This window comes from Streptomyces sp. Z26 (assembly GCF_003665095.1).
Taxonomy (GTDB): domain Bacteria; phylum Actinomycetota; class Actinomycetes; order Streptomycetales; family Streptomycetaceae; genus Streptomyces; species Streptomyces phytohabitans.
In genome coordinates this window covers 3,162,972-3,176,242 of the sequence record NZ_RCHV01000002.1, presented here as the reverse complement: position 1 = coordinate 3,176,242, position 13,271 = coordinate 3,162,972, and the positions used below count along the sequence as shown (strand labels likewise).

Below are 13,271 nucleotides of genomic sequence, written 5' to 3'. Positions count from 1 at the left end.
CCCGAGCCCGTACGACCCGCCCCCGAGCCCGCGGGCCGCCCGCCGGTCAGGCCGGGCGGCGGACCTCCACCGTGCGGAAGCGGTTCGCGACGAACGCGCCGTCCACCAGCGCCGCGTTGGCCGCCGGGTTGCCGCCCGAGCCGTGGAAGTCGGAGAACGCCGCCGTCTGGTTCACGTACACCCCGCCCGTGAGGTTCAGCGACAGCTGCGCGCACTCGTCGAGGCAGACCTCCTCGACCAGCCGCTCCACGTCCGGCGACGTGGTGTACGCGCCGACCGTCATCGCGCCCTTCTCCCGTACTGTCCGCCGCAGCAGCGCCACCGCCTCCCGCGTGGAGCCGACGGCCACGGCGAACGACACCGGGCCGAAGCACTCCGACAGGTACACCGCCTCCGCCTCCGGCTTCGCCGCCTCCAGCTTGACGATCACGGGCGTGCGGACCGTCGCGCCGGGGAAGTCCGGGTGGGCCACGGAACGGGACGGCAGCGCCACCTCGCCCAACGAGCCCGCCGCGTCGACCCGCTCCCCGACCTGCGGGTTGACGATGGCGCCGAGCAGGCCGTTCGCCCGCGCGTCGTCCCCGAGGAGCCCGCCGACGGCCCCGGCGAGGTCGGCCACCACCTCGTCGTACGACTTGGGGCCGTCGTCCGTGGTGATGCCGTCGCGGGGGATCAGCAGGTTCTGCGGGGTGGTGCACATCTGGCCGCTGTAGAGGGAGAGGGAGAACGCGAGGTTGGCGAGCATGCCGCGGTAGTCGTCGGTGGAGTCGACGACGACGGTGTTGACGCCCGCCTTCTCCGTGTAGACCTGCGCCTGCCGGGCGTTGGTCTCCAGCCAGTCACCGAACTCCGTGGAGCCCGTGTAGTCGATGATCCGCACCTCGGGCCGTACGGCCAGCTCCTTGGCGAGGCCCTCGCCCTCCCGTTCGGCGGCGAGCGCGACCAGGTTCGGGTCGAAGCCGGACTCGGTCAGCACCTCGCGGGCGATGCGGACGGTCAGCGCCAGGGGCAGTACGGCGCGGGGGTGCGGCTTGACGAGCACCGGGTTGCCGGTGGCGAGGGAGGCGAAGAGGCCCGGGTAGCCGTTCCAGGTGGGGAAGGTGTTGCAGCCGATCAGCAGGGCGACGCCGCGGCCGACGGCCGTGAACTCCTTGCTGAGGTGCAGCGGGTCCCGCTTGCCCTGCGGCTTCGACCAGTCGGCGCTCGCGGGGACGCGGACCTGCTCCGCGTACGCGTACGCCACCGCCTCCAGGCCGCGGTCCTGCGCGTGCGGGCCGCCCGCCTGGAACGCCATCATGAACGCCTGCCCGCTGGTGTGCATCACCGCGTGCGCGAACTCGTGGGTGCGCGCGCTGATCCGCGCCAGTATCTCCACGCAGACCGCCGCCCGCGCCTCCGGGCCCGCCGCGCGCCAGCCGGGCACGGCCTCCCGCATGGCGGGGAGCAGCACGTCGGTGTCCGGGTGCGGGTACTCGACGCCCAGCGGCAGCCCGTACGGCGACGACTCGGTGGCCGTCCAGCCGTCGGTGCCGGGCTGTCCGGGCAGCTCGAAGCGGCCGCCGAGCAGCGCGTCGAACGCCGCCCGGCCCTCGTCGGCGCCGAGGGAGCCGTCCGCGCCGTACGCCTTGGGGTGCTCGGGGTGCGGCGACCAGTACGCGCGGCTGCGGATCGCGTCCAGGGCCTGGCCGAGGGTGTCGCGGTGCTTCTCGACCAGCGCCGCGACGGGCCCTCCGGCCGGGGCGGGGGCCTGGGTCTGGGTCGCGGGCGGGGTGGCCGGTCCGGTGGTTTCGGCGGTCACGTTGACCAACTCCTCGCTGAGCCGGGGTGGCGGCTGGACTGTGGCGGCTGGACTGGGGCGGATGCGGGCCGGGTCGGCCGGGGACGCCGGGTTGGCTTCCCGTACGCCCGGGTCCGATACTGCTACCGAACGATCGGTCGGGGCAAGGGGGCCCCGCCGTCCCGTCCCGGCGCCTCCCCCGGCGTGTCCCCCGCCCCGTGCCCGGTCCGTTCCCGCCCCGTGCCCCGCTCCCCGGGGTTCCCGACCGCTCCCGCGCCCCCGCCGAGCCGGGGTCCGCGTCACCCGAAAGGGGTGTGATCCGGTGACCCCGCACGATCCCGCGTCCCCGTACGCACGGCGAACGGCCGCCGCGCGCGCCGATAGCATCGGCGGCATGCCCACAGTGCCCGCCAAGCGCGACACCTACACGCCCGACACCCTCCTCGCGGTCGCCGTACGGGTCTTCAACGAGCGTGGCTACGACGGCACTTCCATGGAGCACCTCTCGCGGGCGGCGGGCATCTCCAAGTCGTCGATCTACCACCACGTGCGCGGCAAGGAGGAGCTGCTCCGGCGGGCCATAAGCCGGGCCCTGGACGGGCTGTTCGCGATCCTCGACGAGCCCGCCGCGCTGGACGGCCCGGCCGTCGACCGCCTCGAACACGTCGCGCGCCGCACCGCCGAGGTGCTGATGAGCGAGCTGCCGTACGTCACCCTGCTGCTGCGCGTCCGCGGCAACACCGACACCGAGCGCTGGGCCATGGACCGCCGCCGCGACTTCGACCAGCGCGTCACGGCGCTGCTGCGGCAGGCGGCGGCGGAGGGCGACCTGCGGACGGACGTGGACCCGCGGCTGGCGACGCGGCTGCTGTTCGGGATGGTGAACTCGCTGGTGGAGTGGTACCGCCCGGACCACGGCGGCCGGGCCGGGGGCCCGGACGAGGAGGTCGCGGAGGCGGTGGTCCGTACGGCCTTCACGGGGCTGCGTACGGGCGCGCGGGCGGAACCGCGTACGGGCACCGCCTGAGCCCCGTCGGCACGGGACCGCCGGCGTTATCCGGTTGAGGGCCACCGCCGCGCCGTGTTGGCTGGTGCCGTCGCCCGCGGGACGCGGACGGCGCCGCGGATGCGGGCGGGTGGTGCGTGACGGGAGGCGGCGGCGGATGGTGCTCGGGGAACTGGTGCGGCTGCGCCCGCTGGAGCCGGACGACGCGGAGGCGTTGTGGCGCTGGAACCACGACCCGGACGTGATGCGCTGGATGAGCGACGGCTACGGCCAGTCGCTGAGCGACGCGCGCAAGCAGCTGGCGGAACGGCCGCGCAACGCGTACGGCGACGTGCTGTACGGCATCGAGGCGCGCGCCGACGGGCGGCTCGTCGGCCTGGTCCGGCTGCGGGACGCCGAGCCGGAGACGGGCTGCGCGGAACTCGACCTGTACCTGGGGGAGAAGGACGTCTGGGGCCGTGGCTACGCCACCGACGCGATGCGCGCCATGTGCCGCTACGGCTTCGAGAAGATGCGCCTGCACAAGATCACGTTGACCGTCGTGACGGAGAACCACGCCGCGTACCGCGTGTACCGGAAGGTCGGCTTCGTCGAGGAGGGGCGGCTGCGGAAGGTCTTCCGGCGGGACGGCGAGTGGTACGACATGTTCACGATGGGCCTCTTCGCCGACGAACTGCGGTGACGCGGCACCCGCCCACGGCCCGGCACCCGCCCACGGTCCGACACCCGCCCACGGCTCGGCTTCGCTCAGGCCCCGCCCCCGCTGGGCCCGGCCCCGTGGTGTCCGGCCCCGCGGTGGCGGTCCAGGAACGCGCCGACGGCGTACGCGAAGCCGTCCGGGTCGTCGGCGTACAACCAGTGCCCGCAGTCCGGGAGTTCGACCAGTTCCGTGCCGGGCCGACCGGCCGCCATGCGTTCCGCCGTGCCCCGGTCGAGCATGAACGTGTCGCCGCCGCGCAGCAGCAGCGCCGGCTGCCGGGAGGCGTACCAGGCGGCGGAGTGGTCGCCCGTCATCGCGTGCTGCGAGGCCATCATCTCGGCCGGGTCGAAGAGGAGGCGCCAGCCGTCGCCGTCGCGTACGGCGCTCTCCAGGAAGTAGCCCGCGTCCGGTACGCCCCGCTCCTCGATCGCTCGCCGCAGCCCGTCGCGGGTGGCGGCGCGCCGCGGCCAGTCGGAGACGTCCAGCACCGGGTGCGCCTCCGGTTCGCGGTTGAGCACCGTCATGTCGGCCACCACCAGGGCGTCGACCAGCTCCGGGTGCCGGGCGGCGAGGTGCAGGGCGACGAGGCCGCCCATCGAGTGCCCGAGCACCGCCACCGGTCCGAGGTCGAGCGCGCGGAGCAGGGCGGCGGCGTCCTCGACGTACGCGTCGGGCCCGAAGTCCCCGCCGTGGTCGGACAGTCCGTGGCCGCGCTGGTCGAGGGCGATGACGCGGTGCCGCCCGGCGAGCGCGGCGGCGAGCGGCGCGAAGAGGCGGGAGCGGCCGAAGTGGCCGTGCAGCGCGAGGACGGCGGGGCCGGGGCCGCCGAAGTCCAGGCAGGCGAAACGGCGTCGGCGGAGGGTGCGGAACGTCTCGACGGGCAGCATGCCTCTGCTTCCGGTGCGGTGGGAGGGGCGGGCGGGGGACGGGACATCGTGCCAGCCGGGCCCGCCCGGCGCCGAACGGTTTACGCGCGCCCGCCGCCGCTCCCGCGCGCCCGCCCAACCCCCCGGATTCCCGTACCCGGCTCCCGTTCCCGACCAGGAGTTCCGCACGTGCCCCAGCCCTCCGCCGCCGACCCCGACCCGCCCCCTGACCCGCGCCCCGACGCGTACGCCGACCCTGCCCCGTACGCCGACCCCGACCCCGACCCCGTACGGACCGGCCCCGGCCCCGGCCCCGACCGCCCCGACCTGCGGGCCGACTGCGCGCGCTGCTTCGGGCTGTGCTGCGTGGCCCTGCCCTTCACCGCCTCGGCGGACTTCGCCCGCGACAAACCGGCCGGACGGCCCTGCTCCCACCTCCGTACGGACTTCGGCTGCGGCATCCACTCCCGGCTCCGGCGGGAGGGCTACCGCGGTTGCACCGTCTACGACTGCTTCGGCGCCGGGCAGAAGGTCTCCCAGGTGACGTTCGCGGGCCGCGACTGGCGGGAGGAGCCGGGCACCGCCGGGGAGATGTTCGCGGTGCTGCCCGTCATGCGGCACCTGCACGAACTCCTCCGCCACCTCGCCGAGGCCCTGACCCTCCCAGCCGCAGCCCCCGTGCACGGCGCGCTGCGCGCCGCCGCCGAACGCGTCGAGCGCCTCACGCTCGCCCCCGCCGCCGAACTCGCCGCCCTCGACGTCACCCCCCACCGTGACGCCGTCAACTCCCTGCTGCTGCGTGCCAGTCGGCTCGTACGGGCGGCGGCGCCGGGCGGGCGCGGCGGGCGCCGGGACCACCGGGGCGCGGACCTGATGGGCGCTCGGCTGCGCGGCGCGGATCTGCGGGGCGCCAGTCTGCGCGGGGCGCTGCTGGTCGCGGCGGACCTGTCGGGGGCGGACCTGCGGACGGCCGACCTGATCGGCGCCGACCTGCGGGACGCGGACCTGCGTGGCGCGGACCTGACGGGCAGCCTGTTCCTCACCCGCGCGCAGCTCGAATCTGCGCGGGGCGACGCCGCGACGCGCCTGCCGGCGGGGCTCGGACGGCCCGCGCACTGGTAGCGGCGCGGCGGGGTACGGGTGCCGCGCCCGTAGCGGACCCGCGCGCGTACGGGACCCGCTCGCGTACGCCCGTCCGCGTAGGGCGTGCCCGTCAGTTGTGCTCCGAGACCAGCACCGCCCGGGTGTCCGGCTCCAGGGCGCGGAAGACGTGCGGGGCGTCGCCCGGGTAGGCGGTGTAGTCGCCGGGGGCCAGCTCGACCGGGTCGTCGGCGAGCCCGACGGAGGCTCGTCCCGCGCACAGCACGACGTGTTCGACGACGCCGGGCATGTGCGGTTCCGACGTGCGCGGGGTGCCGGGCTGGGCCGTGATGAGGAACAGGTCTCGGCGGGAGTGGGGCGGCGCCGAGGACAGCAGGACGGCGAGGTAGTCGGCGCGTTCCGAGGCGAACGCCGGTCCCTCGCCCGCCCTGATCACCCGCACCGTGGGCCGTGGCGGGTCGACGAGCCGGGCGAACGGCACGTCGAGGGTGACGCTCAGCGCCCAGAGCGTCTCGACGCTGGGGTTGCCGGTGCCGGACTCCAGTTGGGAGAGCGTCGACTTGGCGATGCCCGCCCGCCGGGCCACCTCGGCGAGGGACAGTCCGGTGCGGCGCCGTTCCTGTTGCAGGGAGGCGGCGATGGCGGCGAGGGGGGCGGTCTGGCCCGGCCGCTGTGGCATGCGTTCGCTCCAGAAGTCGTGCGTTCGGTTTGACGAACGTTCGGTGTCTCGTTCAGTGTAGAAGTCATGCGTTCGATATGGCGAACCCTGGACCGGCGACTGCGCCTGGACATCGCCCTCGTCTGCCTCGCCGACGGGGTGGTCGGCATGTCGTACGGCGCGATCTCCGTCAGCGCGGGCCTCGACCTCTGGCTTCCCCTCACCCTCTCCGTACTGGTCCTCGCCGGTGCGTCCGAGATCCTCTTCGTCGGCATCGTGGCCGCGGGCGGCAGCCCGGCCGCGGCGGCACTCGGCGGGCTGCTCGTCAACGCCCGCCACGTCCCGTTCGGCCTCGCCGCCGGTGACGTGCTCGGGCGCGGCGTACGGCGCGTACTCGGCAGCCACGTCATGAACGACGAGTCCGTCGTCTTCGCCCTCGGCCAGTCCACGCCCGACCGCAGGCGCGCCGCCTACTGGGCGTGCGGCCTCGGCATCCTCGTCTGCTGGCCGCTGGGCACCCTCGCGGGCGGGCTGCTCGGCGGCGTACTGGGCGACCCGGACGCGTACGGCCTCGACGCGATGTTCCCCGCCGTCCTGCTCGCGCTGGTGCTCCCCTCCCTGCGCGACGACGCCCGTACGCGCCGCACCGCGCTCGCCGGTGCCGTCCTCGCGCTGGCGGCGACGCCGTTCCTGCCCGCCGGGCTGCCCGTACTGGCCGCCCTCCCCGCTCTCCTCCTGCCCCTGGGCGGCGCGCCCGGCCCCGCCGAAGGCGGCCCCGGTCCGGCGGACGGGGAGCCCGTACGGGAGGAGACCGCCCGATGAACGCGCACACGCTCCTGCTCCCCGCCTCCGTCGCCGTACTGGCCGCCGGGACCTTCACCTTCCGCTACGCCGGTCCGCTGCTCCGCACCCGCCTGGGCGGCACTGACCGCGCCGAGCGGCTGATGACGGCCTCCGCCGTCGTGCTGCTCGTCGCGCTGGTCGCCACCACGGCGCTCGCCGAGGGCACCGGGCCCGCCGGGGTCGCCCGCCCGGCGGGGGTCCTCGTGGGCGGCGTACTGGCGTGGCGGCGGCTGCCGTTCGTGGCCGTCGTGCTGGCGGCGGCGGGCACGGCGGCGGCCCTGCGGCTGCTCGGGCTGGAGTGACGGCACGCGACGGCAGGTGACGGTACGCGGGACCCGTACGGCGTCGGCCGCCCGCTGGAACGGCGCCCCTCCGCACCCGTACGCGCGCCCGTACGTCCCTCCGTCCCGTGTCTCTCCGCCCCGTACGTCCCTCCGTCCCGTGTCTCTCCGCCCCATACGTCCCTCCCTCGCGCCAACGGCTGCCCTACATTCGCCCGTTGGCGCGCAGCACGTGCACCGCGCCGACCGTCGCGTAGCCGCGCCACTCCAGTGCGGCGGCCGGTGACCGGGTCACGAAGTCGACCGCCCAACCGCCGTCGTCCAGCTGTCCGCGAGCCAGCCGGTCCAGGTCGGCCTCGATCGCCCCGGGGCGATCAGCCGCCGCACCGGCCGGTCCGGGAGGGGAGCGAAGTCCAGCGGGCGCATCGCCTCGCCGTCCGCGCCTCCGGCGACGGCGAGGGTCCCGGTGTCGTACGGCAGCCAGGCCGCGAGCCGCGCCAGCTCGGGCGCGGCCCAGTCGTGCGTCTCGTACACGGCGTCCAGCAGGTCCAGCACGAAGCGGAACTCGATCGCGTGCGGCTGCTCCGTCAGCGCCGCGATCGTCCGGCGGCAGAACTCCGTGGCGCGCGCCAGCCAGGGGTGGTCCCGTACGGCCGGGTCGTGGCGGCCGACGCGGTGCGCGGCGGACGCGACCACCGCCGTCATGTGGAGCGACGACACCGCCGGGTCGGCCTCCGCCCAGAACGGCGCGGCACCCGCCAGGTCCTGCCCCGCCATCGGCAGCGCGAACGGCACCCCACCGTCCGGCAGCGTCACCGTCCCCAACCAGTCGCACAGGGCCGCGGCCTGCGGATACGGTCCTGCGGGCCCGCATTCGGCCAGCGGCTCGAACGCGTGCAGTGCCGCGACCGGCTGGCTGCCGCGTGCCCGCAGGTCCGGTTCGAGGGCCCAGCCGTAGCCGCCGTCGGGGTTGCGGTAGCCGTCGAGGGCGGCGACGACGGAGTCCGGCTTGCAGCGGCCCAGCAGCAGTTCGAGTCGGCGGCGGTCCAGCAGGCGGGCGTGCGTCGTCAGGAAGGCGGCGGCCGCGGCCGGATCGGGCACGGGTGCCGGCCCCGGGGCGGCGGGGTCGGTGGCGGGCTGCGTCGAATCGTCCATGCGCCCACCCTCCGTCCCCGAGGCCCCCGCCGTCTTGAACGAAACGGCCACCCCGCCGCCCGTACGCCGGAGGGCGCCCGACCCCGTACGCCCGGCGCCCCGCTCGGGCCGTCACCACCGGGCCGTCACCGTCCGCGCAGGGTGATGCTGCCGTCGTGCGATATCGCTTCTACGCTGCGGCGGCTGTCGTCCGCGCGTGGCAGGGACACGTCCACCGAGCCGTCTTTCGCGTCCGCCTCGATGCGGTACGGGGTGCGCGGCGCCGTCAGCGTCGTGCTGCCGTCGTGGCTCTCCGTCCGGACGGACGTCGGGGCCTCGCGGAAGCCCAGCTCCAGCGAGCCGTCGTGCGACTCGGCCGTGACCGTGGGCGAGCGCAGCTCCTCCGCCCGTACGGAGCCGTCGCGGGTGCTGATCCGCAGGGCGGCGCTGGCACCGCGCACGCCCACACTGCCGTCGCCCGTACGGATCGACAGCGGCGTGCTGAAGCCGTTCGCCACGACCCGGCCGTCGTGGGACCGCACGTCCAGCGCCATGTCGCGGGGCACCTCGACCCGGTGCCGGGCGGAGCAGTCCACGACGACGCCGGTGCAGGTGACCTTCAGTCGCAGGGTGTCGCCGCCCTCCAGCTTCCAGCTGACGCCGACCTTGCCGTTCAGCTTCGACGCCTTGAACCAGCGCGTCACGTCGAGCCGCCGCTTCCCGTCCCCGTCCGCCGCGCGGTCGACGGGCACCAGCTCCAGTCTGCTGTCGTCGCTGACCACCGTCAGCTTCCGGCCCGTCAGCGCGAACGACCTGTGCTCCGCCTCGCCGTCGCTGACCTTCTGCATCGAGCAGCCCGACAGCGCCGCGAGCACGGCGATCAGGGTCAGTGCCAGCGCGCCGCCGGCGGTCGTCTTCCTCATGGGTCCACCGTAGGAACGCGCCGGACCGCCCGGAATGCGGTGGACCACCGGGTCGGGGTGGGGAAATCCCCACAGTCGTCCGGGGCGCGCGCCTCAGCTCACCGCGCCCGCCCCGCCCGCCCCGCCCGCCCCGCCCGCCCCGCGAGCCTCAGCCCGCCTCACCAGCCCCGGCCGCCCCACTCGCCGCCTCCGCCGCCTCCGCCAGCGCGCCGAACACCAGCGCCGTGGACGTCGCGCCCGGGTCCTGGTGGCCGACGCTCCGCTCGCCCAGGTACGAGGCGCGCCCCTTGCGCGCCTGGAGCGGCACCGTCGCGCGCACGCCCTCCTCGGCGGCGTCCGCCGCCGCGCGCGCGGCGACCGCGAGGCCGCCGCCCTCGGCGGCGACCCGCTGGAACGCCTCCAGCGCGGGCGCGTACGCGTCGACCATCGTCTTGTCGCCGGGTGCCGCGCCGCCCAGCCGCCGTACGCTCTCCAGCCCGGCGGCCAGCGCCTCCCCGAACTCCCGGGTGTCCGCCGTCGGTTCCGTCAGCTTCTTGCCGGCGGCCCGGAACGCGCTCCCGTACAGCGGTCCCGCCGCCCCGCCCACCTTGGAGACGAGGGTGCTGCCGGTCTTCACCAGTACGTCGCCGACGGTGGCCGGTTCCTGCGCGGCGAGGGCGTCGAGGACGGCGGAGAATCCGCGGTGCAGGTTCGCGCCGTGGTCGGCGTCACCGATGGCCGAGTCGTACTCCGTGAGCTGGTCCTTGTGCGCGTCCACGGCGGCGGCGACGGACCGTATCCAGCTCCGGACGAGGGCGATGTCCACCTGCGGGTCCACGGGAACTCCTTCGTGACGGCGATGACGGCGATGACGGCGTTGACGAGGGTGACGGCGGCGGGTGACGGCGGTGACGCCGCCACGTGCCGCGCACCAGCCTCCCGCCACCCCGCCCCCACGGCAACGGGCGCCGCGGGTCCACGCGGGACCCGCGGCGCCCGTACGGTGCGCGCGGCGCGACCCCCCCGGCCCACGCGCGGACCGGGGGGTGGCGACGTCCGGGTGCGACGTCTCTCGTGCGACGGCTCAGGAGCAGGGCTCGTAGAACTGCTTCCAGCCGTCGTTGGGCATGCTCGGCGGCTCGGCGGGCGTGCCCCAGTCGCCGTACTTGTCGTCGGCCTCGCGGCTGAACGCGCCCGGCGTGCCGTCCGCCTGCGACAGGCGCACGGAACGCTCCAGCACGCCGTCACCGGCGTAGTTGACCATCACGAGGTCGGGGAAGTCGTCCGGGTTCCCGACCGGCTCGTCGTAACGGGCGATGCCGAGCGTCCGGACCTCGCCGTGCTTGTCGATGTCCAGCTTCTGCGTCTCGCCGGAGGACAGGTCGGCACGCTTCAGCGGGCCGGGGCGGTACTCCGAGAGGCGCGCCGTCGAGGGGTCGTCGCCGCCGGAGGGCTCGACGATGTTCACGACGAGGTCGAGGACGCCGTCGTTCTGGAAGTCCGCGACGGCCGCGGTGGCGGTCTCGTCGTTCCCCGCGCCGACCAGGTCGTTGATCTCCTGCTTGTCGCCGAACGAACCGTCCGCGTTCCCCCACTCGACGGTCGTCTTGGTGCCGTCCAGGCCCCGGTTGCCGATCCGGTCCGGGTACGAGTCGCCGTCGAGGTCGCCGATGAGGACGTCGAGGCCGCTCAGGCAGGGCGCCGCCCCCACGGCGCCGGAGTGCGACGAGCCGTCCGTGGGCTCGGTGGCGCCGGCCTGGTAGGCGGCGAGGGTCAGGGCGACGGCTGCCGCCGCCACGGGGGCGACGATCAGGCGCGTACGTGTACGAAGCATCTCAGGGCTTCCTTTCCTGTGGTCGAGAAGTGAGATGCCTGGGTGCCGCCGTCCGTTGCCCTCCCGTTCACCGCGTTACGAGGGTGTGACAGGAGGACGAGATTCCGGCGACGTCCCCCGCACGCCCCCTACACCCCGCACGCACCCCCGCGCGGTGCCGCGCCCCGGGTGCCCGTTCACGGCTCCGGGTCCAGGTCAGTCTCCTCGAAGACCAGCAGCGTGCGGGTGCTCAGCACCTCCGGGATCGCCTGGATACGGGTCAGCACCAGGTCCCGCAGCGACCGGTTGTCCGCCGTGTGCACCAGCAGCAGCACGTCGAAGTCGCCGCCGACGAGCGCCATGTGGGAGGCGCCGGGCAACTCGCGCAGCCGCTCCCGTACGGAGCGCCACGAGTCCTGGACGATCTTCAACGTGATGTACGCGGACGTGCCGTGGCCCGCCCGTTCCTGGTCGACACGGGCGCTGAAGCCGCGGATCACGCGGTCGTCGATCATGCGGTTGATCCGCGCGTACGCGTTGGCCCGCGACACGTGCACCTGCTCGGCGACGGAACGGATCGACGCCCGGCCGTCCGCGCGCAGTATCCGCAGGATCTCGCGGTCCACGGAGTCGAGCGGACGGACCGGCGGACGGAGCGCTTCCGGGTCCTCCGGGCCGGGCGGCCGGGCCATTTGTTCGTCGGACATACGTTCAGGCTTCCCCGCCGTGGACGCCCTGCACGCGCGGATCGGGGTACCGGGCCGTTTGTCCACAGGCTGGGGCCGCGTGTAGCCAAAACGTACCGGCGACCGAACAATCGGTAGGGAAGCACGGGTGGTTCCGACAGGAGCCTCCCGCCTGTAGCGACCCCCTACGAGGAGGTGCTCACCGTGACGGTCCTCGAGCAGCCCGGCGCCTACCGCCTCGCCCCGCCGCCCGGCTGGCGACCCCGTACCGACCCCGCCCCGCTGCTGCCGGACGCCGCGCCCTTCCGCCTGCTGGGCACGGGCACCGGCCCGGACGGCGGCGCGGGTGCCGACGCGGACGGCCGCGCCGCGTCCGGCGCGCACGCCGGTACGGCGGACGGCGGCGCGCTCGACCCCGAGCTGCTGCTGCGCCTCCACCGCGCGCTCGTCCGCGGGCGTCGCTACAACCAGCAGGCCACCGCCCTCACCAAGCAGGGCCGCCTCGCCGTCTACCCGTCCTCCACCGGCCAGGAGGCCGCGCAGGTCGCCGCCGGGCTGGTGCTGGAGGAGCGCGACTGGCTGTTCCCCAGCTACCGGGACACGCTCGCCGCCGTCGCCCGCGGCCTCGACCCCGTCGAGGTGCTGACGCTGCTGCGCGGCGACTGGCACGGCGGCTACGACCCGCGCGCCACCCGCGTCGCCCCCCTCTGCACGCCGCTGGCCACGCACCTGCCGCACGCGGTCGGGCTGGCGCACGCCGCCCGGCTGGCGGGCGACGACCTGGTGGCGCTGGCGCTCGTCGGGGACGGCGGGACCAGCGAGGGCGACTTCCACGAGGCGCTCAACTTCGCCGCCGTGTGGCGGGCGCCCGTCGTCTTCCTGGTGCAGAACAACGGCTTCGCCATCTCCGTGCCGCTCGCCAAGCAGACCGCCGCGCCCTCCCTCGCGCACAAGGCCGTCGGGTACGGCATGCCCGGCCGCCTCGTGGACGGCAACGACGTGGCGGCCATGCACAGCGCCCTCGGCGACGCCGTGGCCCACGCCCGCGCCGGTGGCGGCCCCACCCTGGTCGAGGCCGTCACGTACCGCATCGACGCCCACACCAACGCCGACGACGCCACCCGCTACCGCACCGACGGCGAGGTGGCCGCGTGGCGCGAGCACGACCCGGTCGCCCTGCTGGAACGGGAGTTGCGGTCCCGCGGCCTGCTGGACGACGCGGGCGTCGCGGAGGCGGCGCGCGACGCCGAGGAGATGGCCGCGGACCTGCGCGCCCGGATGAACGCGGACCCGGAGCTGCGTCCCGCGGACCTCTTCGCGGACGTCTACGCCGCGCCCACACCCCAACTGACGGCCCAGGCCGCGCAGCTCCGCGCGGAGCTGGACGCGGAGGCCGCGGCGGAAGCCGGGGCCGAGGCGGACAACCGGGCGGAGACCCGTACGGAAGGCGGCGGCCGATGAGCACGCTCGACACGGCGGCACCCGGCGGTACGGGCGCCGGTGC

14 protein-coding genes are annotated in these 13,271 nt (G+C 75.3%); 6 read left to right on the top strand and 8 right to left on the bottom strand.

The window, feature by feature from the left end:
- Positions 1-46: 46 nt before the first annotated feature.
- Positions 47-1,714 carry a phenylacetic acid degradation protein PaaN gene (paaN, locus tag D7M15_RS14105; protein ID WP_121520773.1) on the bottom strand — a complete coding sequence of 556 codons (1,668 nt, stop codon included), beginning with the start codon at positions 1,712-1,714 and terminating at the stop codon, positions 47-49.
- Between the two features lie 457 nt (positions 1,715-2,171).
- On the opposite strand from paaN, the gene D7M15_RS14100 reads away from it, so the two are divergent.
- On the top strand, positions 2,172-2,804 hold the full coding sequence (locus D7M15_RS14100; RefSeq protein ID WP_121517833.1) for a TetR/AcrR family transcriptional regulator: 633 nt from the start codon (positions 2,172-2,174) through the stop codon (positions 2,802-2,804).
- 136 nt (positions 2,805-2,940) lie between these two features.
- Entirely contained in the window at positions 2,941-3,465 is a 525-nt protein-coding gene (locus D7M15_RS14095) for a GNAT family protein (RefSeq protein ID WP_121517832.1), read from the top strand.
- Positions 3,466-3,530: 65 nt separating this feature from the next.
- Here D7M15_RS14095 and D7M15_RS14090 read toward each other — a convergent pair whose 3' ends face one another.
- Positions 3,531-4,370, bottom strand: coding sequence for an alpha/beta hydrolase (locus D7M15_RS14090; protein WP_121517831.1), 840 nt, complete (start codon positions 4,368-4,370; stop codon positions 3,531-3,533).
- Positions 4,371-4,676: 306 nt separating this feature from the next.
- On the opposite strand from D7M15_RS14090, the gene D7M15_RS29415 reads away from it, so the two are divergent.
- The gene (locus tag D7M15_RS29415; RefSeq protein ID WP_276314489.1) at positions 4,677-5,471 is read left to right on the top strand and encodes a pentapeptide repeat-containing protein; all 795 of its coding nucleotides are present in this window, start codon (positions 4,677-4,679) and stop codon (positions 5,469-5,471) included.
- Between the two features lie 91 nt (positions 5,472-5,562).
- On the opposite strand, the gene D7M15_RS14080 is transcribed toward D7M15_RS29415, so the two are convergent.
- Positions 5,563-6,129: an XRE family transcriptional regulator gene (locus tag D7M15_RS14080; protein WP_121517829.1), complete on the bottom strand. Its 567-nt coding sequence runs from the start codon at positions 6,127-6,129 to the stop codon at positions 5,563-5,565.
- Between the two features lie 66 nt (positions 6,130-6,195).
- Between D7M15_RS14080 and D7M15_RS14075 the strand changes: the two genes are divergently transcribed.
- Positions 6,196-6,930, top strand: coding sequence for an AzlC family ABC transporter permease (locus tag D7M15_RS14075; RefSeq protein ID WP_121517828.1), 735 nt, complete (start codon positions 6,196-6,198; stop codon positions 6,928-6,930).
- On the top strand, positions 6,927-7,253 hold the full coding sequence (locus D7M15_RS14070; RefSeq protein WP_121517827.1) for an AzlD domain-containing protein: 327 nt from the start codon (positions 6,927-6,929) through the stop codon (positions 7,251-7,253). The genes D7M15_RS14075 and D7M15_RS14070 overlap by 4 nt, the downstream gene beginning before the upstream one ends.
- A gap of 270 nt (positions 7,254-7,523) precedes the next feature.
- Here the strand turns inward: D7M15_RS14070 and D7M15_RS14065 are convergent, their stop codons facing one another.
- From D7M15_RS14065 to D7M15_RS14045, 5 genes are all read right to left on the bottom strand, one after another.
- Positions 7,524-8,387, bottom strand: a complete 864-nt coding sequence (locus D7M15_RS14065; RefSeq protein ID WP_240649303.1) for a hypothetical protein — start codon at positions 8,385-8,387, stop codon at positions 7,524-7,526.
- A 125-nt stretch (positions 8,388-8,512) separates the two neighbouring features.
- Entirely contained in the window at positions 8,513-9,289 is a 777-nt protein-coding gene (locus D7M15_RS14060) for a DUF4097 family beta strand repeat-containing protein (protein ID WP_121517826.1), read from the bottom strand.
- 148 nt (positions 9,290-9,437) lie between these two features.
- On the bottom strand, positions 9,438-10,106 hold the full coding sequence (gene dhaL, locus D7M15_RS14055) for a dihydroxyacetone kinase subunit DhaL (RefSeq protein ID WP_240649302.1): 669 nt from the start codon (positions 10,104-10,106) through the stop codon (positions 9,438-9,440).
- A gap of 246 nt (positions 10,107-10,352) precedes the next feature.
- A complete protein-coding gene (locus D7M15_RS14050; RefSeq protein ID WP_121517825.1) occupies positions 10,353-11,102 on the bottom strand; it encodes a VCBS repeat-containing protein in 750 nt (249 codons plus the stop codon).
- Between the two features lie 176 nt (positions 11,103-11,278).
- On the bottom strand, positions 11,279-11,788 hold the full coding sequence (locus D7M15_RS14045; protein WP_121517824.1) for an Lrp/AsnC family transcriptional regulator: 510 nt from the start codon (positions 11,786-11,788) through the stop codon (positions 11,279-11,281).
- Positions 11,789-11,971: 183 nt separating this feature from the next.
- Here D7M15_RS14045 and D7M15_RS14040 point away from each other — a divergent pair, with 183 nt between their 5' ends.
- Positions 11,972-13,228 (top strand): thiamine pyrophosphate-dependent dehydrogenase E1 component subunit alpha, encoded by a 1,257-nt coding sequence (locus D7M15_RS14040; RefSeq protein WP_121517823.1) that lies wholly within the window; start codon positions 11,972-11,974, stop codon positions 13,226-13,228.
- Positions 13,229-13,271: the final 43 nt, after the last annotated feature.